Source organism: Salimicrobium album (genome assembly GCF_900107115.1).
Lineage (GTDB): Bacteria > Bacillota > Bacilli > Bacillales > Halobacillaceae > Salimicrobium > Salimicrobium album.
In genome coordinates this window covers 279,636-306,043 of sequence record NZ_FNOS01000003.1, presented here as the reverse complement: position 1 = coordinate 306,043, position 26,408 = coordinate 279,636, and the positions used below count along the sequence as shown (strand labels likewise).

34 protein-coding genes are annotated in these 26,408 nt (G+C 47.8%); 24 read left to right on the top strand and 10 right to left on the bottom strand.

Annotated features, from left to right (window positions below):
• Window positions 1-48: 48 nt before the first annotated feature.
• The 6 genes from BLU03_RS07625 to moaA are packed head-to-tail and all read left to right on the top strand — an operon-like array spanning window position 49 to window position 4,000.
• The gene (locus BLU03_RS07625) at window positions 49-1,317 is read left to right on the top strand and encodes a molybdopterin molybdotransferase MoeA (RefSeq protein ID WP_093106873.1); all 1,269 of its coding nucleotides are present in this window, start codon (window positions 49-51) and stop codon (window positions 1,315-1,317) included.
• Window positions 1,290-1,772, top strand: coding sequence for a molybdopterin-guanine dinucleotide biosynthesis protein B (gene mobB, locus BLU03_RS07620; RefSeq protein ID WP_076572126.1), 483 nt, complete (start codon window positions 1,290-1,292; stop codon window positions 1,770-1,772). Before BLU03_RS07625 ends, mobB begins: the two co-directional genes overlap by 28 nt.
• The gene (locus BLU03_RS07615) at window positions 1,751-2,173 is read left to right on the top strand and encodes a molybdenum cofactor biosynthesis protein MoaE (RefSeq protein WP_076572124.1); all 423 of its coding nucleotides are present in this window, start codon (window positions 1,751-1,753) and stop codon (window positions 2,171-2,173) included. The genes mobB and BLU03_RS07615 overlap by 22 nt, the downstream gene beginning before the upstream one ends.
• Window positions 2,170-2,403 carry a MoaD/ThiS family protein gene (locus BLU03_RS07610; protein ID WP_076572122.1) on the top strand — a complete coding sequence of 78 codons (234 nt, stop codon included), beginning with the start codon at window positions 2,170-2,172 and terminating at the stop codon, window positions 2,401-2,403. The genes BLU03_RS07615 and BLU03_RS07610 overlap by 4 nt, the downstream gene beginning before the upstream one ends.
• Window positions 2,400-2,990, top strand: coding sequence for a molybdenum cofactor guanylyltransferase (locus tag BLU03_RS07605; protein WP_093106871.1), 591 nt, complete (start codon window positions 2,400-2,402; stop codon window positions 2,988-2,990). The genes BLU03_RS07610 and BLU03_RS07605 overlap by 4 nt, the downstream gene beginning before the upstream one ends.
• The gene (gene moaA / locus BLU03_RS07600) at window positions 2,987-4,000 is read left to right on the top strand and encodes a GTP 3',8-cyclase MoaA (RefSeq protein WP_076572118.1); all 1,014 of its coding nucleotides are present in this window, start codon (window positions 2,987-2,989) and stop codon (window positions 3,998-4,000) included. Before BLU03_RS07605 ends, moaA begins: the two co-directional genes overlap by 4 nt.
• Window positions 4,001-4,048: 48 nt before the next feature.
• Here the strand turns inward: moaA and BLU03_RS07595 are convergent, their stop codons facing one another.
• On the bottom strand, window positions 4,049-4,681 hold the full coding sequence (locus BLU03_RS07595) for a LysE family translocator (RefSeq protein ID WP_076572116.1): 633 nt from the start codon (window positions 4,679-4,681) through the stop codon (window positions 4,049-4,051).
• A gap of 115 nt (window positions 4,682-4,796) precedes the next feature.
• Here BLU03_RS07595 and BLU03_RS07590 point away from each other — a divergent pair, with 115 nt between their 5' ends.
• From BLU03_RS07590 to BLU03_RS07575, 4 genes are all read left to right on the top strand, one after another.
• Window positions 4,797-5,018: a hypothetical protein gene (locus tag BLU03_RS07590; RefSeq protein WP_093106869.1), complete on the top strand. Its 222-nt coding sequence runs from the start codon at window positions 4,797-4,799 to the stop codon at window positions 5,016-5,018.
• Between the two features lie 18 nt (window positions 5,019-5,036).
• Complete coding sequence (locus BLU03_RS07585; RefSeq protein WP_093106867.1) at window positions 5,037-5,486, top strand: ASCH domain-containing protein; 450 nt, start codon at window positions 5,037-5,039, stop codon at window positions 5,484-5,486.
• A complete protein-coding gene (locus BLU03_RS07580) occupies window positions 5,486-5,989 on the top strand; it encodes a GNAT family N-acetyltransferase (RefSeq protein ID WP_245698758.1) in 504 nt (167 codons plus the stop codon). Before BLU03_RS07585 ends, BLU03_RS07580 begins: the two co-directional genes overlap by 1 nt.
• A 64-nt stretch (window positions 5,990-6,053) precedes the next feature.
• Complete coding sequence (locus BLU03_RS07575; RefSeq protein WP_008589060.1) at window positions 6,054-6,473, top strand: RDD family protein; 420 nt, start codon at window positions 6,054-6,056, stop codon at window positions 6,471-6,473.
• Window positions 6,474-6,475: 2 nt separating this feature from the next.
• Here the strand turns inward: BLU03_RS07575 and BLU03_RS07570 are convergent, their stop codons facing one another.
• From BLU03_RS07570 to BLU03_RS07555, 4 genes are all read right to left on the bottom strand, one after another.
• On the bottom strand, window positions 6,476-6,793 hold the full coding sequence (locus tag BLU03_RS07570; RefSeq protein WP_008589068.1) for a DMT family transporter: 318 nt from the start codon (window positions 6,791-6,793) through the stop codon (window positions 6,476-6,478).
• On the bottom strand, window positions 6,793-7,119 hold the full coding sequence (locus BLU03_RS07565; protein WP_093106865.1) for a DMT family transporter: 327 nt from the start codon (window positions 7,117-7,119) through the stop codon (window positions 6,793-6,795). The genes BLU03_RS07570 and BLU03_RS07565 overlap by 1 nt, the downstream gene beginning before the upstream one ends.
• Before the next feature lie 105 nt (window positions 7,120-7,224).
• The gene (locus BLU03_RS07560) at window positions 7,225-7,470 is read right to left on the bottom strand and encodes a hypothetical protein (RefSeq protein WP_093106862.1); all 246 of its coding nucleotides are present in this window, start codon (window positions 7,468-7,470) and stop codon (window positions 7,225-7,227) included.
• Between the two features lie 46 nt (window positions 7,471-7,516).
• Complete coding sequence (locus tag BLU03_RS07555; protein ID WP_093106859.1) at window positions 7,517-8,890, bottom strand: FAD-binding oxidoreductase; 1,374 nt, start codon at window positions 8,888-8,890, stop codon at window positions 7,517-7,519.
• A 146-nt stretch (window positions 8,891-9,036) separates the two neighbouring features.
• Here BLU03_RS07555 and BLU03_RS07550 point away from each other — a divergent pair, with 146 nt between their 5' ends.
• The 6 genes from BLU03_RS07550 (at window position 9,037) to BLU03_RS07525 (ending at window position 15,013) form a co-directional block, all read left to right on the top strand.
• Window positions 9,037-9,975: an N-acetylglucosamine kinase gene (locus BLU03_RS07550; RefSeq protein WP_093106857.1), complete on the top strand. Its 939-nt coding sequence runs from the start codon at window positions 9,037-9,039 to the stop codon at window positions 9,973-9,975.
• The gene (gene murQ, locus BLU03_RS07545; protein WP_093106855.1) at window positions 9,975-10,886 is read left to right on the top strand and encodes an N-acetylmuramic acid 6-phosphate etherase; all 912 of its coding nucleotides are present in this window, start codon (window positions 9,975-9,977) and stop codon (window positions 10,884-10,886) included. The genes BLU03_RS07550 and murQ overlap by 1 nt, the downstream gene beginning before the upstream one ends.
• 49 nt (window positions 10,887-10,935) lie before the next feature.
• Window positions 10,936-12,303 carry an extracellular solute-binding protein gene (locus tag BLU03_RS07540; protein ID WP_407690267.1) on the top strand — a complete coding sequence of 456 codons (1,368 nt, stop codon included), beginning with the start codon at window positions 10,936-10,938 and terminating at the stop codon, window positions 12,301-12,303.
• A 91-nt stretch (window positions 12,304-12,394) separates the two neighbouring features.
• Window positions 12,395-13,288, top strand: a complete 894-nt coding sequence (locus BLU03_RS07535) for a carbohydrate ABC transporter permease (RefSeq protein ID WP_093106852.1) — start codon at window positions 12,395-12,397, stop codon at window positions 13,286-13,288.
• A gap of 16 nt (window positions 13,289-13,304) precedes the next feature.
• Entirely contained in the window at window positions 13,305-14,144 is an 840-nt protein-coding gene (locus BLU03_RS07530; RefSeq protein ID WP_008589103.1) for a carbohydrate ABC transporter permease, read from the top strand.
• Window positions 14,145-14,152: 8 nt separating this feature from the next.
• A complete protein-coding gene (locus tag BLU03_RS07525; protein ID WP_076572087.1) occupies window positions 14,153-15,013 on the top strand; it encodes a MurR/RpiR family transcriptional regulator in 861 nt (286 codons plus the stop codon).
• 69 nt (window positions 15,014-15,082) lie between these two features.
• Here BLU03_RS07525 and ald read toward each other — a convergent pair whose 3' ends face one another.
• From ald to BLU03_RS07510, 3 genes are all read right to left on the bottom strand, one after another.
• The gene (gene ald, locus BLU03_RS07520) at window positions 15,083-16,201 is read right to left on the bottom strand and encodes an alanine dehydrogenase (protein WP_093106849.1); all 1,119 of its coding nucleotides are present in this window, start codon (window positions 16,199-16,201) and stop codon (window positions 15,083-15,085) included.
• Window positions 16,202-16,325: 124 nt separating this feature from the next.
• Window positions 16,326-17,540, bottom strand: a complete 1,215-nt coding sequence (locus BLU03_RS07515; protein WP_093106847.1) for a PucR family transcriptional regulator — start codon at window positions 17,538-17,540, stop codon at window positions 16,326-16,328.
• A gap of 89 nt (window positions 17,541-17,629) precedes the next feature.
• The gene (locus BLU03_RS07510; protein ID WP_093106844.1) at window positions 17,630-18,244 is read right to left on the bottom strand and encodes a class I SAM-dependent methyltransferase; all 615 of its coding nucleotides are present in this window, start codon (window positions 18,242-18,244) and stop codon (window positions 17,630-17,632) included.
• Window positions 18,245-18,349: 105 nt separating this feature from the next.
• On the opposite strand from BLU03_RS07510, the gene serC reads away from it, so the two are divergent.
• The 5 genes from serC to BLU03_RS07485 all read left to right on the top strand — a co-directional run bounded on the left by serC (window position 18,350) and on the right by BLU03_RS07485 (window position 23,628).
• Complete coding sequence (gene serC / locus BLU03_RS07505) at window positions 18,350-19,435, top strand: 3-phosphoserine/phosphohydroxythreonine transaminase (RefSeq protein ID WP_093106842.1); 1,086 nt, start codon at window positions 18,350-18,352, stop codon at window positions 19,433-19,435.
• Between the two features lie 156 nt (window positions 19,436-19,591).
• Window positions 19,592-20,437 (top strand): transporter substrate-binding domain-containing protein, encoded by an 846-nt coding sequence (locus tag BLU03_RS07500; RefSeq protein ID WP_093106839.1) that lies wholly within the window; start codon window positions 19,592-19,594, stop codon window positions 20,435-20,437.
• A gap of 668 nt (window positions 20,438-21,105) precedes the next feature.
• A complete protein-coding gene (locus BLU03_RS07495) occupies window positions 21,106-21,561 on the top strand; it encodes a MarR family winged helix-turn-helix transcriptional regulator (RefSeq protein ID WP_093106837.1) in 456 nt (151 codons plus the stop codon).
• The gene (locus BLU03_RS07490; RefSeq protein WP_093106834.1) at window positions 21,558-22,964 is read left to right on the top strand and encodes a YhgE/Pip domain-containing protein; all 1,407 of its coding nucleotides are present in this window, start codon (window positions 21,558-21,560) and stop codon (window positions 22,962-22,964) included. The genes BLU03_RS07495 and BLU03_RS07490 overlap by 4 nt, the downstream gene beginning before the upstream one ends.
• Before the next feature lie 61 nt (window positions 22,965-23,025).
• On the top strand, window positions 23,026-23,628 hold the full coding sequence (locus tag BLU03_RS07485) for a class I SAM-dependent methyltransferase (RefSeq protein WP_093106832.1): 603 nt from the start codon (window positions 23,026-23,028) through the stop codon (window positions 23,626-23,628).
• Window positions 23,629-23,778: 150 nt separating this feature from the next.
• Here the strand turns inward: BLU03_RS07485 and BLU03_RS13670 are convergent, their stop codons facing one another.
• Window positions 23,779-23,916: a hypothetical protein gene (locus tag BLU03_RS13670; protein ID WP_176765437.1), complete on the bottom strand. Its 138-nt coding sequence runs from the start codon at window positions 23,914-23,916 to the stop codon at window positions 23,779-23,781.
• Window positions 23,917-24,086: 170 nt separating this feature from the next.
• Between BLU03_RS13670 and BLU03_RS07480 the strand changes: the two genes are divergently transcribed.
• The 3 genes from BLU03_RS07480 to BLU03_RS07470 all read left to right on the top strand — a co-directional run bounded on the left by BLU03_RS07480 (window position 24,087) and on the right by BLU03_RS07470 (window position 26,101).
• Entirely contained in the window at window positions 24,087-24,971 is an 885-nt protein-coding gene (locus BLU03_RS07480) for a helix-turn-helix domain-containing protein (RefSeq protein ID WP_093106829.1), read from the top strand.
• 304 nt (window positions 24,972-25,275) lie between these two features.
• The gene (locus tag BLU03_RS07475; RefSeq protein ID WP_076572068.1) at window positions 25,276-25,785 is read left to right on the top strand and encodes a YwhD family protein; all 510 of its coding nucleotides are present in this window, start codon (window positions 25,276-25,278) and stop codon (window positions 25,783-25,785) included.
• A gap of 103 nt (window positions 25,786-25,888) precedes the next feature.
• On the top strand, window positions 25,889-26,101 hold the full coding sequence (locus tag BLU03_RS07470) for a DUF5652 family protein (RefSeq protein WP_093106987.1): 213 nt from the start codon (window positions 25,889-25,891) through the stop codon (window positions 26,099-26,101).
• 47 nt (window positions 26,102-26,148) lie between these two features.
• On the opposite strand, the gene BLU03_RS07465 is transcribed toward BLU03_RS07470, so the two are convergent.
• On the bottom strand, window positions 26,149-26,388 hold the full coding sequence (locus BLU03_RS07465; RefSeq protein WP_093106826.1) for an indolepyruvate ferredoxin oxidoreductase subunit alpha: 240 nt from the start codon (window positions 26,386-26,388) through the stop codon (window positions 26,149-26,151).
• Window positions 26,389-26,408 lie beyond the last annotated feature (20 nt).

Sequence of the window (26,408 nt, the reverse complement as noted above, 5' to 3'; positions counted from 1 at the left end):
TCTTCCTTCTCCCGTCGATTATATCACAACTGTCAGGAGATGATACCAGTGCTTACTGTACGTAAACCAATATCTGTCGAGGAAGCTATTGAACGATGCCGGGCGAGAGTGAAACTCCAGGATATACAAAAGATCTCTCTTTACGAAGCGGAAGGAAGAGTGCTCGCTTCTCCCGTTTACGCCGATCAGTCGCTGCCTCCTTTCGACCGCTCCCCTTATGACGGATACGCATTACGTGCCGGGGATACGAAAGGAGCAAGCGGAGAAAACCGGGTGTATTTAAAAGTGATCGATCATATAGGAGCGGGAGATGTTTCGGAATGTATTCCCGGTGAGAAAGAAGCGGTACGTATCATGACAGGGGCAAAGCTTCCGGAAGCTACGGATGCTGTAGCTATGTTCGAACAGGCCAGAGAGGAAAAAGAAGGGTTCTCGCTCAGAAAAACCTTCGTCCCGGGGGAAAACGTTTCGTTCGCAGGTGAAGATGTACAGGAAGGAGAACTCCTTCTCGAACCGGGAAGGACGATTACAGCCGGAGTGATCGCTTTGCTGGCCGGGGCCGGAGTGGTGGAGGTTCCTGTGTATAGAAAGATGAAAATAGGAATTATAGCTACCGGTTCTGAACTGGTAGACGCAGGAGTCTTCCCCCCTCCTGGAAAGATCAGGGATTCGAACACCCCGATGATTGCAGCCTCCGTAAAAGAAGCCGGAGCAGAACCGGTCGTGTTTGCCGGTGTTAAAGATGAAGAAGAAAGTCTCCGCAAAGCTGTCGTGCAGGCTCTTGAAGAAACAGATGCCCTCATTACTACGGGAGGTGTATCAGTAGGTGATTTCGACTTCATGCCTGCTATTTATGAATGGGTGGGAGCGGAAGTCCTTTTCAACAAGGTCGGTATGAGACCCGGGAGCGTCACGACGGTGGCTGTAACGGAAAAAGGCACCTTTTTATTCGGTCTTTCCGGAAACCCCTCAGCCTGTTTCACGGGTTTCGAACTGTTCGCCAGACCGGTACTCCGTGAAAGCATGGGTGATCGTTTCCCTTATCGTGCTTTTGAATACGGACGGTTAAAGGAGTCCTTCCCGAAAAAGAATCCATTCACCAGGTTCGTACGCGCGGAATATGACCGCTCCACCGGAGAAGTGAATCCGGCAGGGTTTAATAAATCCAATGCAGTAGCTGCTCTTGCAAAAGCGAACGTTCTGGTCATTCTCCGGGGCGGTACGTCACACATAGAAAAAGGGGAGAAGGTAGCTATGATGATGCTCCGTGATACGGAAGGGGTGGACCGATGGGAAATCCCCGGACACTCCAGGTAGTCGGCTTTCGGAAGTGCGGCAAGACAACATTAATGAATTCCCTCGTCAGACTGGCCACAGAAGAAGGGGCGAAAGTAGTTACGATAAAACATCACGGTCATCCCTCCCCTTTGATCCTCCCGGATAAGGATACGGACAGTATGCAGCACTTCCGGGCTGGAGCGGATGCCTCAATCGTTTACGGAAACGGTGTTATGCAGATGCATGAGAGGTGCGAAGAAGACGGGGCGCTTTCTCATATGTATGAAGAAGCAGTAAAAAGGAACCCGGATTATATTTTAATAGAAGGGTTCAAGCAGGCGTCTTTTCCGAAAATTGTACTGTGGAGACAGGAAGAAGATAAACAAAAGCTTATGGCTCTTCCGCAGATTTATATGATGAAAGAAGCGGGACTGGTGCATGAAAAAGAAGAAGTGAAAAGGTGGTGGGAAGAATGGATAAGAGATATGAAGTGACGGATTCTCCTCTCGACCCCGGCAAGTATATTGCAATGGTTACGAGACCGGAAGCAGGAGCTGTCGCTACATTTACCGGTCATGTGAGAGAGTGGACAAAGGGGAGACGTACATTATCCCTTGCCTACGAAGCCTACGTTCCGATGGCCGAGCGTATACTGGAAACCATTGCAGAGGAAGTGAAGGTGAAATGGCCGGAAGCGGAAGTGGCTGTAGGGCATCGGATCGGGCCGCTTGCTATCTCCGACATAGCAGTCGTAGTAGCCGTTTCTACTCCTCATCGGCACGCCTCCTATGAAGCGAACCGTTTCATTATGGAACGTATCAAAGAAGACGTGCCTATTTGGAAAAAAGAAATCCAGGAAGACGGCGAATGGTGGAAAGGGGAGGAAGTACAATGATACAGGTGTTATATTTCGCTTCTATGAAAGAAGCATCAGGTTTAGCGAGTGAACGGATAAAATGGCAGGGCGGGACGCTCGGGGAAGTCATGGAGAAAGTTACTGACCTTCATCCTTCAATCAGCTGGGATGGGGTGCGTGTTGCGCTGAATGAGGAGTTCTGTTCAGGTACACAAGAAGTGGAATCTGGAGATATCGTCGCTTTCATTCCACCGGTGAGCGGGGGATGAGCAGCCGGACGGGCGTGGTACTTGCCGGAGGTAAATCGAGAAGGTTTGGCAGACCGAAAGCGTTCGAAACCCATGAAGGAAGTTATTTTTATGAAAGATCTGAACATGCGCTCCTGCCCTGGACAGACCAGGTCGTTATTCAGACTTCTTTGGAACTGCAGCCTTTTTTTCCGGAGGGGAAAGTATATACTGACATGGAAAAGTGGAGAGGGGAAGGGCCTATGGCAGGTCTGTATACGGCGATGAAAAGGGAAGAATCAGAACATTTCATCTTACTGCCATGTGACGTTCCCTTCCTTACCCCCGAGGTGATAGGTGAAATGATTGTCTGGAAAAAGGAGAACGGCATTACTGTTCCCTGTGCTTTAAAAGGAAGCGGACGACTTCACCCTCTCATCAGCATCTGGGAGGCGAAGGACACAGAGAAAATCAATCATCTGCTCGAACAAGGGGAGCGATCGGCACACCGGGTTTTCTTGAATCTCGGAGGAGTATCCGTGGAGGCTGCTGCTTTAAAAGGAGTAACCGGGAAACACCTGTGTAACGTTAATACTGAAGACGAATACAAAAAGGGGAGTTTACTATGAAAGAAGCAGTCACTGACCGATTCGGAAGACCTATGCGAGATTTGCGCATATCGGTGACCGACCGGTGTCAGTTCCGTTGTTCCTACTGTATGCCGAAAGAGATTTTTGGAACGGATTATGCGTTCCTTCCTAAACAGGAACTTTTATCTTTCGATGAATTGGAGAAAGTGGTGAAAATATTCGCTGAAAAAGGAGTGAAAAAAGTCCGGATTACAGGAGGGGAACCGCTGATGCGACCGGGACTCCCGGAACTGGTGCGCCGTATTTACGCCATAGACGGTATCGGAGACATAGGTCTTACGACGAACGGAGTGCTGCTCGGTCATTATGCCAAGGAACTTTTTGAAGCGGGGTTGACCCGGGTAAATGTGAGTCTGGATGCTATAGATGAAGAGTTGTTCCGGAAAATGAATGGTCAGGGGGTGCCCCCGGAGAAGGTCTTTAGAGGAATCGAAACTGCTCTTGCTTTCGGATTTCAGGTAAAAGTGAATATGGTAGTGCAACGGGGGGTGAATGAACAGGAGATACTGCCACTTGCCCGCTACTGTAAGGAGAAAGGTATAACTCTTCGTTTCATTGAATTCATGGATGTAGGCAATGATAACGCCTGGAGTTATGAGCGTGTGATTCCAAAAACGGAGATATTGAACATACTTTCCGAAAAGTATGAACTCGCTCCGGTCGAGAGGGATTATTTCGGGGAGGTAGCCAGGAGATATAAATATGGAGACAGTCAAGAGCAGGTAGGCTTCATAACTTCCGTCTCGGAGTCTTTCTGTTCAAGCTGTACGAGAATCCGTCTGTCTTCTGACGGGAAGTTATTCAACTGTCTTTTCGCTTCGGAAGGACGTGATCTGAAACAGCTGCTCCGTGGAGGAGCATCGGATCAGGAGCTCAGAGACTTCATTACAGGGAACTGGAGAGATCGGGACGACCGCTATTCGGATGAGAGATGGGAACAGAGGAAATCCGGAAAGAAAAAAATAAACATGTCTTATATCGGTGGATAGAACCAGGAGGGATGCATCAGTTCCCCCTGGTTTTTGTATGGAAAATTTTCAGCTTTCCGTATAGAGAAGCTGGATGCCCATAGCTATAAAGACGAGCCCCGTCACTTTGTTTAAAATCATGCCGCTTCGGCTCTCTCCGCGCAGTTTCGCTGTTGTGAACGAAGCGAGCAGAGCGGTGATGAAGAACCATATCGTCCCGGTGGTCGTAAAGATGAGCCCGAGCGTCAGAAAAGAAAGGGAAGCGCTCATTCCGCTGTCTGCCTGGACGAACTGAGGGAGAAAAGCGAGAAAAAATACGGCTACTTTCGGATTTGTTACGTTGGTGATCATTCCCTGGACGAAAATCTTACGGTTCGACTGTTTCGGTATTTCTTTCTTATCTCCCTCCGCCTTCTTTTTGGTGAGAAGGATCTGCAGACCGAGATAACCGAGATAGCAGGCACCGATGATTTTGACGACGGTGAACAGGAAGGCCGACTGCATAAGAAGTACGGATAGACCGAGTGCCGCCAGAATCGTATGTACAAGGATTCCGGCGGAAATGCCGAGGGCGGAGTATGAGCCCGCGCCGAGCCCCTGGGAAGCGCTTCGTGATACAATGTACATAGTGTCGGTGCCCGGAGTAAGGTTCAAAAGGACGGCAGCCAGAATAAATGCTTCTATATTAATGAGATCGATCATGTTTTCTGTCTCTCCTTTTTTCTTTTCATTATAAGGAAAGAGGGAAGATGATGAAACATTATTTCTTTTTATTCGTACAGGGTAAGAAGGAGTTTATCATAGGGAGGCCACGTTCATGTCTACACTCTTCGGTGTTCTTATCATTGTCGCTTTTTTATCCCTGCCTTTTTTCGTGGCAAGACTGGTCGATCGCCTTACCGGAAAACATAAACGTATGCACAGGAATAAAGAAAACGTGGAACGTCAGAGCCGTTCAAAAGCAGCACAAGAAGCACAGGATGATGCTTATCGTAAATCCGGGAGTGACATCCACGGTCCGGGAGGGCCCGGTGATTAGACAGAGGAGGAGAAGGAAATGAATGAAAAAGCATGGCGCTACTGGAAAGGTTACTGGAACGGTGTGCAGGCACCGGAGAACGTTTCGGCCTGGGCATTCGGTATAGATGAGGACGAATTAGCCGGACTCGTAGTCCGCGGAATCAAGACAGCCACATGTTCTCTCTATGAGGAATATGTCGCAGAAAACGATCCTCTCCCGGAGGAGGGGGAATATAGTATTGTGCTTGATTCAAATGAGGAACCGGCGGCGATCATCCGTACGAATAAGGTGACAGTCATGCCGATGAATGAGGTGCCGGAATCGTTCGCCTTTAAGGAAGGGGAAGGAGACCGCTCCTATACATACTGGTGGAACGCGCACGAGAAGTTTTTCCGCTCGCTTATGAAGGAAATGGGAAAAAATTTTACGGAAGACACAGCCGTCGTCTGTGAAGAATTTGAACTTATAGATGTGAGGGATAGGTAATGGAGATACGAATGTTGCAACCGGATGATGCGAACATGTATTGGGATTTGAGGCTCGAGGCGTTAAGGAATAATCCGGAAGCATTCGCTACGAGTTATGAAGAGGCAATGTCGAAGGAAGATCCGGTCCGCGAAGTGTCCAAGCGTCTTGCCGATGCGGACAGTTTCACATTCGGAGCAATCTGGGACGAGGAAATTGTAGGAATGATGACGCTCGTCGTGCAGGACACGAGCAAGTTGAGACATGTTGCTCACCTTATAGGAGTGTACGTCTCCCCCGTCGTCCGCAATAAAGGAGTAGGGGGTCAACTGCTTCAGAAGACGATCGAAAAAGCGAAAGAAGAAGGGTATATTGAAAAGATTAACCTGTCCGTGGTGACGAACAACGATTCCGCCATCCGACTTTATGCAAATGCCGGGTTTGAGACGTGGGGCGTGGAGAAGAACGCTTTGAAGATGCATGGGGAATATTACGACGAACAGCACATGACTCTGGAAATTTGAGTCCCTGCCCGAAAGAAAACAGTTTTCAAAGAGGAACGAATATTTTAAAGAAGAGGGATTTGTTATGCGGACGGACACACCTAAAGCCGGTTTTGGAAAAAGACTGGCAGCCTTTCTCGCAGATAGCTTCATTATTAATATGGTAGCTGTCTTTTTATACTTTCTGATCACTGGGGAACTTACATCAGAAGTTTCGAGCAGCTATGCCTATGTACTGCTGGATGCTTTGTACCTGACGATCCTGCCCGCTGTCTGGGCCGGTTACACCCTTGCAAAGCGTCTGATGGGTATACGTGTTAAAAAACTTAACGGGAATGACGTGACGCTTCTTGATATGTTCATCCGGGATTTTGTCGGGAAGGTGCTGCTCAGTGTCATCACTTTCGGAGTGTCCACTCTGGTGAGTTTTGTGATGGTCATCGCAACGAAGCAGCGCCGGGCCATACACGATTATATGGCCGGCACGTACGTTCATTCCGGATAATATCAGGGGGAGACCAACTTCAGTCCGATGACGGCAGCGATGATGAGTGATAGAAAAAAGATGCGTTTGCCGTCTTTCGGTTCCCCATATAAAATCATTCCGAACAGTGCGCCACCTGCTGCTCCTATGCCTGTCCATACGGCGTAGGCAAGCCCCATCGGCAGTGTTTCCATGGACAGCGCAAGAAAAAGGAAACTCGCGGAAAACCCTGCAGCGAGCAGAAGGATGGATGTGACCGAGCGTTCAGAGTGGAATTTATTGATCATCAGAACCCCGAACATTTCTCCGAGTCCTGCGATGATTAAGTAGACCCATGCCATTATGCATCCTCCTCCGGTGTCACCATTTTAAGACCGATTATACCTGTGAGAAGAAGGGAGATCATCAGCACTTTCCCCACACTTGCCGCCTCTCCGAAAAACAACATTCCCGAGAGTACGGTTCCTACCGTACCGATTCCTACGAAAACGGCATATGCTGTTCCGGCAGGAAGTTTCTGTCCGGCCATGATCAGATAATAGAAGCTGACAACTATAGCGATAACGGTACCTGTCCATTCGAGGACGCTGTCGGCATGTTTCAGCCCGATGACCCATCCTATTTCAAACAGGCCGGCTATGATTACTTTAAACCAGTGGATACTCATTGTTCATTCCTCCCAGCATTCATCGTAGCACAATTTTTTACATTGTAAGAATGAAATCACTTTAATAGATTTCAGGCAGAAAAAAAGCCCCGGACAGGGCTTTTTTTAGATAAACATTAAGACAATAGAGAATAGTATTCCGGCAGTTGTGAGCACCATAAGAGAAGCTCCCCAGGATTTTTTATCCATTTCAAAGTAGTACCTGTACCCTGCAGTGAATAATGCGAAGAACGAACTGAAAATGTAAAACCCGGGTGGGATTGTAACAGATTCCATCGTTCTTTCCACAATAAGGGCCATAATCACTTCCGCAACAATCAGTACCGTAAGAAAGTTTATGGTTTTCGTCAATTGGAATACTACCTTTCTACTTATCGTCATTAAAAAATAAACGTTTTTATCCGATATCGATGAATTTGCCGGGGTTCATGATGTTGTTCGGATCAAGGGCTTTTTTGATCGACTTCATAATGGAAAGAGACGCTCCGTGCTCCGCTTCCAGGTACTTCTTCTTCCCGATTCCGACGCCGTGCTCGCCCGTACAGGTGCCGCCCCGGGCCAGAGCGTGTTCAACGATAGCTTCATTGAACTGTTCCGCTTTGTGCATCTCGTTCTCATCATTTTTGTCGATCATGACGAATGCGTGGTAATTGCCATCTCCGGCATGTCCCACAAGTCCTCCCGGAAGCCCCTGTCTGTCGAGCTCTTCCCGGCCGAATACGATAGCTTCGGCAAGAGAAGAAATAGGAACGCAAACATCTGTTACCATCATGGAACGTCCCGGATAGGCGTGGGTGTAGGTGTAAGCAAGGTTGTGCCGGCCTTCCCAAAGTTTCATGCGTCCCCGGGTGTCTTTCTCGAACGTCACGGACGTGCAGCCGTGGTCCGAAAGAATCTCCTTCGCAAATGCCACGTCCTGATTCAGTCCCGCTTCATTTCCATGAAACTCAAGGAAGAGAGTGGGGTTCACTTCATAATCCGTTTCTATCCAGTCGTTCACCTGACGGATGGAACTCTCATCCACGATTTCCATACGGGCCACGGGAACACCGGTCTGAACAATGGAAGTTACAGCATCCACCGCTTCCGTCATCTCTTTGAAAGTGGCGCGGGCGGCCGTGATATGTTCGGGGATTCCGTATACTTTCAGCGTAATTTCACTGATGCATCCGAGGGTGCCTTCGGATCCTGTGTAAAGATCGTTGAGGTTATAACCGGAGGAGGATTTCTGGGCCAGGCTCCCGGTATGGATGATCTGCCCGTCCGGAGTCACGACTTCCAGGTTGCGGATCTGGTCTTTCATCACCCCGTACTTGACGGACGTAGTGCCGCTCGCATTGGTAGCCGTCATTCCGCCGATCGTGGCGTCCGCACCCGGATCCACCGGAAAGAAAAGGCCATGTTTCTTCAGTGCTTTATCAAGCGTCGAGCGGGTGACGCCCGGCTGGACGCGGACGAGAAGGTCCTGTTCCCGGATTTCAAGAATATTATCCATCTCCGAAAAATCGATGGAGAACCCTCCCTGTACAGGTACGACGTGCCCTTCGAGACCGGAGCCGAGTCCGAACGGTGTGACCGGGACTCCATTTTCATTTGCCAGCTTCAGAATATGACTGATCTCCCGGCTCGAGCGCGGGAAGAGGACGACTTCAGGTAAAGCAGGCGTGTGGTAGGACTCGTCTTTACTATGGTGACTACGTATCGTTTCGTTCGTACTGATTTGTTCTTCGCTCAAAATTTCCTTCAGATGCGACAGCACTTCATGTTTCATGAAAACGCCTCCTCTTTTTCTCCGATTATACATAAGCCAGCAGGTTTTTACAGTTTGTGAAACGATATTTCAAAAATTAATTAATTAGTTTGACATAAAATTTTAATAGTATTATAATCTTAAGTAATAAAAAAGGTGGGGGTTGAATGGACTACATCGTTGGTGTTGACGGAGGAGGTACTAAGACGGAAGTCGCTTTTTACCGGAGAGACAGTCTTCATGAAACAGATGATGTGCTGTTCGGCCCCGGTTCGAATCCGAGAGCTTCCGGGTACGACATGAGTGCCGAAAGAATCGCTGCACTCATTGAAGAGGGTATGAAGAAATTCCACATACCTCCGGACTCTGTCACAGCAGTGGGAGCCGGAATAGCAGGAGCGGGACGCTTTCAGGAACAGGAAGAATTGACGACACGGTTGCGGTCGCTTTTTTTAAAACTTAATATGTCAGAAAATTTAAAAATCGATGTGTTTTCGGACAGTAAAGCTGCACTTCAGGGGGCTCTGCATCCCGATATGACGAGCGGCATGCTGATCATCTCGGGCACGGGGTCCAATGCTGTAGCTGTGGAGGATGGGGGGTTTTTCAAAAGCGGCGGCTGGGGCCATCTTTTCGGAGACGAGGGCAGCGGTTTCGATATTGGCAAGAAGGCACTGCGTCGCACCACTAAAGAAAGAGACGGACGTGCAGCTCCCTCCTCCATACCGGGGATTATTCTCAGGGAGCTCGGCCTTATGCATGCGGAGCAATTGATCGGACACTTCTACCAGTCGGAAGATCAGAAGAAGGAGATAGCTGCTCTCGCCCGGCCGCTGATTGAACATGAGCATTTACCGGAGGTACAGGCTATTCTGGAAGAGGCCGTACAGGAGCTGGTGCTCCATATCGAAAGTCTGCATTATAAGATGAGAAGGGAGGACGGGGAGCTTCCTGTCTTTACTGCAGGAGCAATTTTCAACAATTCTTCTTTTATGCAGGAAGCATTCGGGAACTATATTGAAACCAGAGGGCTGGGCGTTATCCGGCAAATATATTCGTCCCCGTCTTCCGGCGCGGCGAAACTTACAGAGAGGAGAGGGTGCTGATGGGAGAAGAGAAACTTCAGTCCCTGGTCACAGAAAGCAGGAACCCGGACAGTATGTCCATTGATATGGAATCGACTATGGGCATGCTTGAAATAATGAACCGGGAAGATGCCAGGGTGGCAGAAGCGGTGGCGCGCGTGCTCCCCGAAGTTGCGGAAGTAGTGGAGAAGACGGTGGAGAGCTTGAAAAAAGGCGGAAGGCTGTTCTATGCAGGGGCAGGCACGAGCGGACGCGTCGGTTTTATGGATGCTTCCGAATGTCCTCCTACGTTTATGACCCCTCCGGAGCAGATACAGGCCATTATGGCCGGAGGAGGAGAAGCTTTCGAACAGGCGAAAGAGAATGCGGAGGATGAGGAAGAGGCAGGGTACCGGGATCTGGACGCAGCCTCACCCGATGACCGGGATGTCGTAATCGGAATTACGGCCAGTGGAAGGACTCCATATCCGGTAGGGACGCTGAAAAGAGCGGGAGAAGCGGGGGCGTACACGGTGGCTCTTTCCTGCAATCCGGAGGCTCTTATAAGCACATATGCCGATACAGCCATCGAAGTCATCGTCGGTCCGGAAGTTCTTACAGGGTCTACGAGACTGAAAGCAGCCACTTCTCATAAGATGATCCTGAATATGATCAGTACTTCCGTTATGATACAGCTCGGGAAAGTTTACGAGAACCTTATGGTGGATGTTCACGCAAGTAACTACAAGCTCCGCAGAAGAGCGGAAAGTATTTTGAAAACGGTTACTGATACAGGTGAGGAGGAAGCCTCCCTTCTGCTTAAGAATGCCAACTACGAAGTGAAAACAGCGATTATGATGAAGAAGGCGGATATCTCCTATGAAAAAGCGAAAGAAATTCTCGATGCCTGTGACGGCTACCTCAGAAAAGCCGAGAGTTCTATTTCACATTGATTTGTAAGCCTCAGGGCTTCAAATAAATATTATTCAAGGGGGATTTGTGTTGAAAAAAAGCTGGAAGTACACATTTGCTGCGTTACTGCTTCTCGTCTTAATGGTTGTCGCCGGTTGTGCACCGGGGTCCGGCGGGGAAGAAAACAGTTCCGAAAAAGATTCATCCGGCAGCGGGGACAGCTCCGAAAGCGGCGGAGACGGAGAGGTTTCCGGGGAACTTGAAATCCAGTATTTTGTCGGGGGATACGGAGATTCCTGGTGGAAGGAAGTAATCGCCGACTTCCAGGAAGAATATCCGGACGTTTCCATCAAGGAACACGCAGGCCCTAACATCAACGAAGAGATGAGATCGCGCTGGGTTTCGGAAGATCCGCCCGATGTCGTTTACATTGATGGCGCGGGATCGAGTGAAACTCAGATGGTGGAAGACGGTCAGCTGATGAATCTGAGCAGTTTTCTGGATGGGATGGAGCTTGAAGACGGCACGCCGCTGAAAGACAGTTTCATCGTGGAACCTGCGAAGTACGACGGAGAAGTTTACAGTCTGCCGCTGGTTTTTGATACGTGGGGTACCTGGTATGACAGCGCCTGGTTTGAAGAAAAAGGATGGGAAGCGCCTGAAAACTTCCCGGATTTCATGGAGACGATGGGAACGATTAAAGACGAAGAAGGTATCGCGCCATTTGTTACTACAGGACAGCATCCTTATTACTTCCTGAGAGGTATGATGTACCCGGCTTTTGGAGCCCGGGGCGGTGACGAACTGCTGACGCAGACGATACAGGGTCAGGAAGGGGCCTGGAGCAGTGATGAAGTGATGGAAGTCATCAAAAACATTGAAGAAATGCAGAAGGAAGGATACATCGACCCGGACTTTGGAGCCCTGAACCACACCCAGTCCCAGATGAATTTCCTGAATCATGACAATGCTTTTATCCCGGTAGGCTTCTGGCTGCCGAACGAAATGGCGAAAGATAAGCCGGAGGACGTGGAATATGGATTCATCCCGTCTCCGATGCAGAAAGAAGGCGAACCTTACGCGATTGTGCCGGACCTTCGTCCTTTGGCTATTGCGGAAGAGGCCGAGAATCCTGAAGCGGCGAAAGCGTTTGTGGAGTTCGTTTATACGAAAGAGTATGCCACTTCTTTCTCCGAACATACCGGAGCACTGATGAACCTGCAGGGTGTCGATCTGACGGAATCCGACGATGTGCCGGAATTCCTCATCCAGGCGAACGAAATGATCAACGATCCGGATAAGGTACAAATCTATCAGAAACCTCATCCGATGAGTGCCGATCTCGAAACGCCGATCAGTAACTCCCTGGTCTCCCTCATGCTTGGGAATATTACGGCAGAAGAATTCGTGGAAGAAGCAGAACAGGCTTCCAAAGAATACCGCAAATCTCTGGAATAAGAGTGGATACGGAGGTGTGAACCTGCACCTCTGTATTTTCTTTTAACAAATTCACCGGTCTGCCCGGATTATATGAAAAGAGGGGGAAAGTATGGTCCAGTCAAAAAAACAACGGTACCTGTTTCTGGCTTTTTGCCTCGTACCTACGTTTCTCATGTTTGCCTTATTCACCCTGTATCCTCTGGTCAACGGTCTTTACTACTCTTTCTTTCAGTGGTCAGGATCTTCCTCGGTGGCGGAATTTACGGGCTTCGACAATTACCGGAAACTTTTCAATGACGAAATTATTCCGGCGACGATCTGGCATGACTATTTTCTCGTCATTACAAAAATCATCGGCATTATGATTCTTGCGACGTTTTTTGCTGTAGCTCTGACGCAGATGAGGATAAAGGAAGCACCGTTCTACCGGATCGTGTTCTTTTTTCCGAATATTATGTCCGTCGTTGTTATCGGGATACTGTGGATGTTTATTTATAACCCGAGTCTCGGACTCGTGAACTCCGGACTGGAGTTTTTAGGTCTCGGGGAGTGGACGAAAGCGTGGCTTGGAAACGAAAAGTGGGCTTTGCCGAGTCTCGTGCTTCCGTCTGTGTGGGCAGGGATCGGGTTGTTCATGCTCATGCTGATGGGAGGTATTTCAAACATCTCGAAAAGTTACTATGAAGCCGCCGAAATAGACGGGGCCAACGGATGGCAGCAGTTTTGGAAGATTACGCTTCCGCTCGTCTGGCCGCAGATCAAAATATCCATCCTTTATATCATCATTACGACGCTGAACGGTTCCTTCATCATCGTACAGGTTATGACCAAGGGTGGCCCCAACAACGCTACACACGTCATGGGATCGTATCTGTATGAAGAAGCTTTCGTAAAATATAATTTCGGCTACGGCGCGACGATAGGCGTCATGATTTTAGTACTTTCTCTGATTACCGTACTCATCATGCAGTATTTCATGAGACGTGAGAAAGTGGAATATTAAGAGGAGGGATGGCGAAGTGAAACGGAAACAGGGATTTTGGACGAAAATCGGTGTCAGAATTCCTCTTGTTCTATGGTCTCTGGCTGTTCTGTATCCGATCCTCTGGATGATTCTCGGTGCTTTCAAATCGAACGCGGAAATCTACGCAAATCCTTGGGGACTGCCGGATTCATTCAGTTTCGGAAACTTTATCGACGCCTGGTCCAATTACAACATCGACATCAGTGTATTCAACAGTCTTATCGTTACGGGACTGGGTGCTTTATTGACGCTGGTTATGGCAATACCTACCGCTTATGCACTGGAACGGCTCAGGTTCCGCGGGAACCGTTTGCTGTTCACTCTATATATTTCCGCCATGATGATTCCGATGGTGCTCGGCTGGATTCCTTTGTTTTTCCTGCTTATGCAGCTGAACCTGCTCGATAATATTTTCGGTCTTGCTATCGTTTACGCTGTCAGTCAGCTTCCTTTCAGCATTTTCGTACTGACGAGCTTTATGGCTACGATTCCGAAATCTCTGGAAGAGGCTGCTGCCATAGACGGCATGAGCCCTTACAAAATCTTATGGAAAATTATCACCCCTCTTTCCATGACCGGTATCATTACAGTTACGATTATGAATATGATACAGTTCTGGAATGAGTATTTTATGGCTCTCATCTTTTTACAGTCGGAAAACAACTATACGCTGGCTCTCGCAATCGACTATATCAGTAATGAAACCCAGTATACGAATTCCTGGGGGACGCTGTTTGCGAGTCTGGTTATCGCCATCGTGCCGGTGATTATTCTGTACGCGATTTTCCAGCGCCGTATTGTTAAAGGAATGACAGAAGGAGCCATCAAAGGGTAGGTGTAAACATGAAGCAGCCGTTGAAAGGCGGGCTGGTTATGCTTTCGGAAATGAAAGAAAACCTCGCCCCTTCCGAGAAAAAGATTGCCGCATTCATTCTTGACCATCCGCACGAAGCGATCCACTGTACAGCAGCTCAGCTCGGGGAACTCAGTGGTACGAGCGGAGCGGCAGTGATGCGTTTGTGCAAATCGCTGGATTTGAAAGGTCTACAGGAACTGAAGCTCAGGATTTCCGGCGATTTGCAGAAAGAAGTGGCATCATCGTACCGCAACATTCAGCCGGGGGAAGAGATGGATGCTATCGTAGATAAAGTGACGAATAATAATATGCAGGCTATTCGTGAGACGACGGAATTGGTGGATTTTGCCGGGCTGGAAAAAGCGGGAGATGCTGTCGTGAAGGCCCGCCGGCTGCATTTCTTCGGTGTGGGGGCCTCAGGTATCATCGCTCAGGACGCCCAGCAGAAATTTCTCCGCATGAATATCGCGACCTCGGCATTTACCGATGTTCATAATGCAGTGATGGATATCGCAAATATTAAAGAAACAGATGTGCTGATCGGCATATCTTTCTCCGGAGAAACGAGAGAAACGGCACTCGTCATGGAAGAAGCGAAACGAAGAGGTGCGGTGACGATCAGCATTACCCGTTACGGTTCCAATACCGTCGCGTCTTTCGCCGATATTCCTTTGTATATATCGGCGTCCCGGGAAATTCCTGCTCCATTCCGGAGCGGGGCCACCTCCTCAAGGATGGGTCAGCTTCATATGATCGATCTTTTATTTACCAAGGTAGTCACTTCTCATTTCGAAGAAGCTTCCGGATATTTTGAACAGATCCAGGACATTATGACACGGCTTAAGTGAACAGATGCCGACTCGAAAAGCCCCCTGACTCTCCGGTTTCCCGGAAACTCAGGGGGCTTTTGTTCGAAGTTAAGACGAAAATGCTTCAGATACAGGAGTGAACTCATACCCGAGGGCTTTAGCTACTGCTTCGTAAGTCAGGTGTCCATTCATGGTGTTGATTCCTTCTTCGATAGCTTTATTACCTTGGGCAGCCTTTTGGACGCCTTTGTCGGCTATAGTGACTGCATAAGGCATGGTCACGTTTGTAAGGCCGATAGTGGCTGTTCGTGGAACGGCGCCCGGGATGTTTGCAACTGCGTAATGCAGGACGTCATGTTTTTCATAAATAGGATCATCGTGAGTGGTAATGTGATCCACTGTTTCAAAATTACCGCCCTGGTCGATTGCTACATCAACGATGACAGAGCCTTTGGTCATGGATTTGACCATATCTTCCGATACCAGTTTCGGCGCTTTAGCACCCGGGATAAGGACAGCGCCAATGACCAGATCTGCCTGTTTGACGGCTTCCGAAATGTTCATAGGATTCGACATCAGCGTCTGGATATCTCCGCCGAACTGATCATCGAGTTCGCGCAGACGATCCGGGTTAAGGTCGAGAATCGTAACGTTCGCTCCTAGACCGATAGCGATTTTGGCGGCGTTCGTACCAACGACCCCGCCACCAATGACGACAACGTTTCCTCTGGAGACGCCGGGAATGCCTCCAAGGAGAATACCTTTTCCTCCATCGGATTTCTCTAAATACTGGGAACCGATCTGCGTAGCCATCCGGCCGGCTACCTCACTCATGGGAGTAAGCAGCGGGAGTTTACCGTTCGAGGCTACCGTTTCGTAAGCGATGGCTGTAACTTTGCTGTCAGTCAGGGCTTTTGTAAGTTCCGGTTCAGCAGCCAAATGAAGGAAGGTGAATAGAATAAGTCCTTCCCTGAAGTGTTTATATTCGGACTCCAAAGGTTCTTTCACTTTCATAACCATCTCGGATTTAGCCCATACGTCAGCAGCACTGTCGATCATTTCAGCCCCTGCCTCTTCGTACTCATTATCAGCGAAGTTTGAACCGAGACCTGCCTCTTTCTCTACGAGCACGGTGTGTCCTGCTTTTTTCAGATGCAGAACTCCTGCAGGTGTAATAGCTACGCGATTTTCATTATTTTTAATTTCTTTAGGTATACCGACAATCACAGAAAATGACCACCTTTCCATCTTAATTCTTATCTCTCATTATAACTGATGTAAGCGCATAAATATTTAGATAAAGAATAAAAAATGAAGCTTTTCATTTGTGTAATTACACAAACGGCACCCGTTACCCCTGAATGATCAGGTCGATAAACAGTTTCGTTTTCTGATTGGTATCCTCAAGATCGACACCGGTAATTTCCCTGATTCTTTTCAGCCGGTACAGCAGCGTGTTTGTATGAATGTGCAGCTGCCGGGCCGCCTGGTGCGTGCTGTTGTGATGAAGGAACGAGCGGAGTGTATCCGAAAGGCTGGTGTTGTGACTCCGGTCGTATGCTTTGATAGCTTCTATTACGCTGTTCTTATAGTTCTCTTGTTCATAAAGCGCGGAGATTTCCTGAATAAACTGATAGACTCCAAGTTCCCGATAGGTTGTCACACCGGACAGAGCTTCGGGATAGCGGTTCTTTAGTTCTAGCGTTTTTTGAGCCTGACGATAGCTGACGTGAATATCCTCCGGCCTTGTACATACTTTTCCGTAAGTACTGCGGATACCAGAGATGCCGGTTCTTTCTTCCAATTTGTCTCTGAAGCCCCGCAACAGCTCCTGCGTCACGTTCTCGGCCTCGTCCTCGTGTGTGTGGATAAGGAGGAGAAGCAAATCGTTTTCGAACATATGAGAAATGATATTCTTCCGGCGGAACGTTTCAGTCAGGTACGAAGCATGTCTTTCTACAGAGGGAGTGATGGATTCCGTGAACTCCAGTACGGCTACTGACAGGCTGCCTTCCAAAGAAAGATGAAGCTTTCGTGCCTGCTTTTCAATTTCTGCATGGCTTCCCGCAGTTCCTTGGAAGAGATGGTGCATAAAGCTTCGGATATTTTCTTCTTTTTCCCGTTTTCTGTCACGCTGTTTCTGAAGGTGTCTCGAAGCAAGTGAGGCTGCTTCCTTTAATTGCCTTATCTCGTCGTCGCCCATCTTTGCCTGTTCCGTCTGAGCCCAGATGAAGCCGAGGACTTCTTTGTTTTTCCAAACGGATATGGCAATGCGGTCACCGAGACCGATGGACGGGAGAGGGGAGACGAAGACCGGGGTCGCGCTTTCGAACAGGTTTCCCATGACCCCTGCCTGCCACAGGCCGTTCACTACGTGCTCCGGCACTTTTCTCTGCATAATCGTTGCACTTCTTGCATCATCTACGTTCGTTTCATGGCTGCTGTAGGAGATGATACGGTGATTGGCATCTTCAATTGTGACCGGACAGCCGAGTTTTCCGGCAACATAGTCTGCCAGGCCTTCAGGGGAATTCGGAATCTGATCGATTTCTCGGTTGAGTGACATAGCATTGCTCCTTCTGATTTCTTACTTGTATTTTACCATGCAGGAAGAACATCCGTCAGTCGTATGAAGCGCCGGGGAGGTTTTTGTAGTTATGACTCTCCGTCCCCGGATGTAAGGACGAGTTTTCTCATTATGGTAGAAAAAAGGAGTTCCTGTTCCTCCACACGCAGTCCGGCTTTTTGGATATTAACCATCGTTTCCCTGTTTATATTAGCTCCGACGATATGGAGGCCGACCGGATTCAGCACGTCCATCATTTTTCCTACCCATTCGGTATCGCTCCGCATGTGCTCAAGCATCAGTACTTTACCCTCCGGTTTCACGACACGGTTGATCTCCCGGAGACCGCGGACGGGATCAGGGACGGAACAGAAGACGCAGGTGGAAACGACGTAGTCGAAGGAATCATCAGGAAAGTCCAGATGTTCCGCATCCATCTCCCGGAGCGTGATAGAACCGGGAAGGGAAATGGCTTTCTCTTCTGCTTTTTTAAGCATTTTCCTGCTGAAGTCTACCCCTGTCACTTCTGCCGTTTCCGGATAAAAAGGCAGGTTTGCACCGGTCCCGACTCCTATTTCGAGGACGGAGCCGTCCAGGTCTTTCAGTAAATCTTTTCTCCATTTATCTTTGATCATATGGTCCATCATGTCGAAAACGCCGGACACACGATCGTACCTTTTTTTGATTTCTTCCGTTCTGCTCATGCCAAACGCCTCCCTGGTCAATTTGTGTTGCTATGAATAAGTGTATCCCTTATAATGCATTCATACCAATTATCGTCAGACTTTTTAGAGAGAAGGTAGAAAGTTATGGAGAGAATTTACAACTTTTCGGCGGGGCCTTCCATGCTTCCGCTTCCTGTTCTCGAACAGGCGCAGAAAGAACTTACGAACTACAAAAACTCAGGAATGTCCGTCATGGAGCTGAGCCACCGTTCCGGCTGGTTCAAGGAAATCATTGAAGGGGCGGAACAGGGACTGCGTAATCTGATGAAGATCCCGGATAATTATCGTGTGCTTTTTCTTCAGGGAGGCGCGAGTCAGCAGTTTTCCATGGTGCCGATGAACCTGCTCGGTCCTTCGGAAAAAGTGGATTATGTACACACTGGGTCGTGGTCGAAAAAAGCGATGAAGGAAGCGGAGAAATTTGCGGAAGTAAATGTGATCGCCTCCAGTGAAGATGGAAACTTTACGTACATTCCGGAAGTAACGAAAAATATGATTGATGAAGAAGCCTCCTATGTTCATATTACTACGAACAACACGATTGAAGGAACGGCTTTCCGGAACATCCCTGACACGGGGGACGTACCGCTCGTTGCCGATATGTCTTCGAACATTCTGTCTGAAGAGGTGGACGTATCAAAATTCGGGCTTATCTATGCCGGTGCCCAGAAAAATATAGGACCGGCGGGTCTTACTGTAGTCATTATCCGTGACGATCTGATCGGTCATGCAGACGCGAACGTACCGGCGATGCTCGATTATAAAACGCACAGCGATGCCGGGTCGCTTTATAATACGCCCCCGACGTTTGCCATCTACATGGCGAAACTTGTGTTTGAGTATATTGAAAATCTCGGCGGGTTGAAAACTATGGAAAAGATAAACCGGGAGAAAGCGGAGCTTCTATATGAAACGATAGAAAACTCCGATCTTTTCACCTCTCCCGTTAAGAAGGACAGTCGTTCTCTCATGAATATCCCTTTTGTCAGTCCTTCTGCACAAACGGATGCTGAATTTCTGGAGGAAGCGCAAGAACGTGGCCTTGAAACGTTAAAAGGACATCGGTCTGTCGGCGGAATGCGGGCGAGCATCTACAACGCTATGCCGCAGGAAGGAGTTCAGGCTCTCGTTCGCTTCATGGACGAGTTTGAGCATCATCGTAATAAATAGGAAGAGGAAGGCCGCAGGTATCTGCGGCTTTTTTTGTACTGGATCATTTAAAATATAAGGAATATTTTACTCATTTTGACAAATAAGTCAACTTACTTTATTGTACTATTCGAGAGAAACGGATGAAAAGAGATCCGGGACGGGAGAGGGTACATAGTGAAAAAGGTAAAAGCAGGCTTGATTGCGGCAATCACTGCGACAGTTCTCGCAGCGTGCGGGTCTTCCGAAACGAAGTCGGAAGAAAAAGGAGAGACGTGGAGAGAGATCCAGGAAGAGGGGGAAATCGTAGTAGCTACCCCCGGAACACTGTATCCGGCTTCTTATTATCCGGAGGATTCGGATAAACTTACCGGTTACGACGTCGAAGTGATGAGGGAGATCGGAAAACGGCTTGATCTTGAAATTGTATTTGAAGAGATGGATTTCGACAGTATGTTCGCCTCTCTTACCTCAGGAAGAGTGGACGTGGCGCCTGCCGGTATGAGGGAAGAAATCAAAGATAAGTACTCCTATAGTGAGCCTTATAAATATTCCTATGCAACTATGATTGTCCGGGAGGAAGATGTGGAGTCCTATGACTCCCTGGAGGACCTTGAAGGGAAAGTGGCCGGAGGAGCAGCTACTACCGTCTACAGTGACATTGCTGAAAAATTCGGTGCTGAACTGAAAACGTATGGAAACGTGACGAATGATGTTTATTTGCGGGATGTGGACGTAGGGCGGACGGATGTGATCATCAATGACTATTATTTACAACGGCTGGCACTAGAATCTTTGCCACAACTGGATGTGACCATGCACCCGGATTTGAAATTCCACACGAACAATCAGCGCGCGGTTATCGAGGAAGGCGCACATACTTTCCGGGATAAAATCGATGGTGCGCTGGATGAAATGAGGAAAGACGGAACGCTGACCGAACTTTCCAAAGAATTCTTCGGAGGGGAAGACGTATCGCAAAAGCCTGAAGAAGATATAAGGGAAATTGAAGGAATCGAGTGATTTATCTATTGGTAGTAAAGACGACGGCGATCGAACCATTTGAAGTTCGGTCGTCGTTGTTTTTTTGCATTTTTTTGTTACTTCTAAATCGGACGCTTCCGCTTTTCTTGTCCAGCTCCACCACCCAGAAGTCCGCGGTCTAAGCAATGGCTTCTTTTTCAGGATAAAGCCCCTGAAAAGCGAAACTCTTGCTTATCCCGGAACTTCTACCCGGGCGGCTCCGCTTTTCTTTGTCCAGCTGCAGCGTCCAGAAATTCACGTCACAAGCAACTCGGATCAGTGAAAGCAAAGGTCACCTTTCACATGACCGGTCTGCTTGTGCCCTCATTTCTAATCGGACGCTTTCACTTTTCTTATCCAGCTCCGCCATTCAGAAGTCCGTAAGATAAGCTGTCCCTCCTGTTTCGGGATAAGGCACCCGAAGTCCGGAGCGCCTGCTTATCTTAGAACTTCTGGACGAATGGGTCCGCTTTTCTTGTCTAGCTGCAACTTCCAGAAGCTCGTGTCCTAAGCAGTACCCTTATTTTCGGGTAAAGACGCCCGAAAAGTAAGCCTCCTGCTTACGCCAGCGCTTCTACCCGGAAGTTTCCGCTTTTCTTTCTTGACTTATCATAGTTTAAGGGGTAAACTGACTATTGGTTTAGCCCATATACTATTGAGGTGAAAGTATGAGAGAAGAACTTATCAGACAGGTATACGAATCTATCTATGATATTTATTTGCACGGTTCGGAGCAGGTGACCCACTCCCTGAAAGAAGACGAAGAATTGAAACATTTCTCGAGGGAACAGACGCAGCTTATCAAAGTGATCGACAGCTATCCGGAAACTACGATGAAAGAGATAGCAGAAATCCTGGGCGTGCATAAAACCGGGGTATCGAACAAAGTGAAAAAGCTGGTGGAAGGGGGGTATCTCGAATACAGAAAGGGGCCGGATCATAAAAGTAAATACGTGGCTGTGACAGAAAAGGGCCACGAAATTGTAGAACGGATTGAAGCTATTAACGTAACCCGGTGGAGAACCCTCTTTGCGGGTGAATTTACCGAGGAAGAATTGGAAGACCTTTACGGGAAACTATTCCGTATCAGTAAACGTTTTAAGAAAGAAGAGGATGAAAAATGAAGAAAGAATGGAAGAAAATTTTAGCGAGTCCAAAGATACTGGTGGTACTTTTCATTATCCAGTGTATACCCATCATTTATACTTCCGTATTCGTAGGTTCTATGTGGGACCCTTACGGTAATACGGAACAACTGCCGGTTGCTGTAGTGAATGAGGACGAGGCGGCCGATTTTGAAGGGGAAGAAGTAGCAGTAGGTGCGGATACAGTTGAAAACTTACGTGACAACGAGAAGTTCGACTGGCATTTTCCATCGCAAAAAGAAGCGGCCGAGGGATTGAAGAACGGAGACTATTTTCTCGTGGTAACGATACCCGAATCCTTTTCACAGAAGGCGGTCACAGTTTTCGATGAGAAACCCGAGAAACCGGAAATTACGTACGAAACGAATCCGGGCTACAGCATGACCGGTGAAATCATCGCCGGGCGCGGCAGTGAAAAAGTGACAGAAGAAGTATCCGGTCAGCTGCAGTCTTCCTACACGGAGGCCTGGACGACGGCTATCAATGATATGAAAGAGGGTTATTCACAAAATGAGGAGAAACTCGCAGCGATGGAGGAGAAGCTGGCTCAGCTAAAAGAAGCAAGTGCCGGACTCGCCGATAATCTGCAGGCTCAGGCACCGGCTGCCGGTGCGCAGGCGGGGGAGCTGAATAAAGCCATCGCTGAACTGGAAAAAGGGATAGGTCAACTGAAAGAAGCGCAAAGTTCGGCACTCGAGGAGGCAGGATCACTGAACCTGAAAGAGGGAAACACCTCTCAGTTCTTAAACCCGATCTCTATTAACGAAGAATCGATGACGGAAGTGGAGAACTACGGTTCAGGATTTACTCCTTATATTTTGAGTATCAGTCTTTTCATCGGCGCTATCGCCTTTCACGTATTTTACAGCATGAATGATACACTTCGTGAAGGTATGAGAGGATGGACCGGGAAACTGAGTGTAGTAACGATGCAGGCTATCATGCAGGCGCTGATCGCCGCGCTGGTCCTTGACTTCTTTATGCATGTAGAAATAGGGGATAGACTTCTGTTTTATAATATGACAGTTCTCACTTCTCTTACGTTCATGATGGGAATTACTCTTCTCGTTTCTTCACTCGGAAATATAGGCCGGTTCCTTGCGGTGTTATTCCTCGTATTTCAGATCGGTACGAGCGCAGGCACTTTCCCGATCAAAGTTTCGTCCGCTATATTCCAGAAACTTCATGAATTTTCACCGATGACGTACAGTATCAAAGGGATGAGAGAAGCGATGTTCGATTTTACGGGAAGCGTTGCTCCGGGGGAAATACTTTTCATACTGGGCATCCTGTCCCTCGTACTGACGATCCTCTGGGCAGCTGTTTTTCAACTGTTTCATAAACGTCCGGATCTTCACGAAAAAATGGAAAATGCAGTCTGACGATCAAATTGTTCGTTTTCCCGTTTTGAGAAGTGGTACGGTGGACCAGGAGGGATGAAAAATGACAGATTGGGATCAACGTTTTAATGAAAGTGAGTTTATTTACGGTACAGAGGTGAATGAATTCATTAAAAACCACTATGATTATATCGAAGAAGGCGGTCACATCGGCTGTTTTGCAGAGGGAGAAGGCAGGAATGCCGTGTTCTTAGCCGAAGAGGGACATCCGGTAACGGCTTACGATAATTCCGAAGTCGGTATTGAGAAGATGAAGCGCCTCGCTGACGAACGGGAAGTCTACGTGGAGGGTCTCCATAAAGACCTTACGCAGGAAAAGACAGGTGAAAATATTTACGACGGAGCCGTTATGGTATTCGGTCACGTGCCGAAAGAAGATCAGTCTTTCCTGATGGCAAACGTCCGTGACTCGGTAAAAACCGGTGGCGCTATCCTCATTGAAGTGTACTCGGAAGAACAAATAAACTACAAAACCGGAGGGCCGCCGACGAGAGAAGCGATGTACCGGCCTGAAGATATGCTCGAATGGTTCCGCGACGATAAAATCCTTCATTTTTATTATGGGGAAGCGAATCGCGTAGAAGGTGCAAGGCATACGGGTCTTGGCCATGTTATACAATTGATTGCAGTAAAAGAATCCGTCTGATTTTCAGGCGGTTTTTTGTTTGTGAAAATAAGTTCCCTGGTATTACCCGGGAAATAATCGGTTCTTTTGAGTGTTATATCCGAAAGAAGGCAAAAAAACCGCCGGCTTCCGGGGAGAAGCCAGCGGCTGAAATCTACTGGTGAATCAATGTTAATGCTGATCGGGGAAATCAGCTTGTATTACAGGTTTGGCTGATATTTCATACGTAGTCTCTTTAGCAGTCACTGCACTTGCAGAACCTAAAACCAGCAGCATCGTCACGATGAAAACTGAAAGCTTCCTGGACACGTATTCACCACCTCTTTTGAAAGTAATTATAATACGGTATAGTAGATAATATAAAACTCGTTCCGAAGGGAAAAATGGGGTCTTCTGCCGTGAATAAATGTACTTAGAGGAACAATCTTATTTTTTTAATGAAATTATGCATTTTTGCATAAGAAAGGAGGGGTGGCAGTATGTATGAAAATACAGGAGAAAAGATACGTGAACTGAGAAAACAGACCGGAATGTCCCAGGCTTTTCTGGCTAATAAAGTCTGTTCCCAATCGGAAATAAGTAGAATAGAACGGGGATTGAATGAGCCTTCCTACCAGATGCTGTGGGCGATTTCTAAAAAGTTTGACGTAGATATCAATTATTTTCTTGATGAACATTCGAAGGAAAGAGAAGATTATTTTCAGGAAGTAAAAGAATTGCTGGAGGAAGCGAGACGTGACCGCGACTACAGTCTTATTGAGGAGATCGTGGACCAGGAATCGAAAAACCCGCTCCTCCAGAAAGGGCACCGCCACAAATACCTGAAATGGCATAAAGCGATGACTGTTTACCATCTTCACAAAGACGCTGCAGGGGCAGTGTCTCTCTTCATGGATTGTCTGTCGAATGGAGACCTCGATTTATTGATTACTGAACTTGATATGAACGTCCTGAATAGTATCGGTATCATAAAAAGAAATGAAGGGGAGCTTAAGGAAGCCGTCTATTACCTGGAGAAAGCCCTGCGTATCCTTAAGCGGATGGCTTCACTGAAAAAAGAGAGGATTGTAAGGAAAGTGTATTACAACCTCTCCAAAGTTCACTCGGATCTCGGGGAATACAAACTTTCGGCAGGTTATTGCGAGAAAGGACTGGCTCTCTGCTTATCCGAGGAGGATATGTTTCTGTTTGCAGAATTCCACTATCAGCTCGGCCGTAATCTATTGTTGCTCGGGAACGAAGAAGAAGGCTTGCGTTACTGGGAAAAAACGAGAACGATTATAGAACTCCAGCAGAAGAAAAACCTGCTTAAATTCATCGAAAGTGAGATAGAGAATTACCGGGCGACGGGAATAATAAAATAAAATTATGCATATATTCATAATTTTATGTGCTTACGTATAAAAAAAGGGGTGCGGGGAGTGTACTCCGGGCATACAGTTGTATAAGCGTTGCAGGAGCTTTTGCAGGAAAGCGGAAGAGGAGATATAATCATACTCATAAAGACAGACCATCATCCCCCCCTCTCCTTTTAACTAATAAAAAAACAGGCGGCCCTTTCCCCGAAGGGTCCGCCTGTTTTTCTTTTCCAGAAGACAGCTTCCCTTTTGTTCCCTCTCTGTCTGCGATATAATGGAAGAAACATAGCGAGATGAGGGAGGTTATATTATGGCTGATGAGAAAAAAAACCAGTTTAATATACTGAGCGGTGATTCTACAGGTGGAGATGGCAGTTACGGGGTGGGAACAATCAACCTCGATAACATTTCTCCGGTTATTGTCGACCCTCAGAAAGAAGAAGCGTACATTGATATGGATGCCCTGCATGCCCGGAGTAAAATAGAGAAAAAGGTCCGTTTTAAACCGGATAAGGAACCGCTTGTGGAACCGAATCTGTACTGGATCGTCTGGGTAGCGACCCAGGTAGCGCAGGAAGGCCCTTATATTTACGGCATCGGTGCCTGCGAAGTGCAGGTATCGACGGAGGAAAGACGGATCAAGCCCGGGTATAAGTCGATGCCGGAGCACGTCAATAACCTGGATAAGTCGCTGAAAGGGAAAGTTCTGGTCGAACACATGGATGAAAAGTCGAAGCGGATCCTCGTCGACTACCTGAAAGAAGAGCACGGGGAACTTTGGAAGAATTCCCGTGACGAAGTGATCGATGGGTTACAATAACATCAGTGAGAAGAGCAGTTCCGTCCTGATTTATTTCGATGGAACTGCTTTTCATAAACAATCTTCCAAAGGTTTGAAGTGCGTGGAAAAAGGAGGAGGAAGAATGGAAAAGGAAAATGGCAGTTTCAATTTTAAAAGCCCGCTGCTGTTCTTCGTAATCGTGTGGTCGATTATCTGGAAGGGAATAGCACTCTGGCACGCAGCCCGTAACAGACAGCTGCCATGGTTTCTCAGCTTGCTGATTGTGAACACTGTCGGTCTCGTGGAAATAATGTATCTCATTTTTTTCAGGAAAGACAGACAGCTGGATGAATAATAAAAAAAGCGGACCGCAAACTAAGTTTTGATTTGCGGTCCGCTTTTCTATTTCTGATTGAAGAATTCTTTCGCTTTTTCCACATAAGGCATGTCTTCGTCGATAAGGTCCTCTTCGTAATAAATCGCCTCTACCGGGCAGACTGCTTCGCAGGCGCCGCAGTCGATACAAATCTCCGGATCGATATAAAACATGTCTTTACCTTCTTCTATACAATCCACCGGACATACGTCTACGCATTCTCCGGATTTCTCCTGTTCACACGGGGCAGTAATGACAAAAGCCATGCAAACCCTCCTTTATGTCT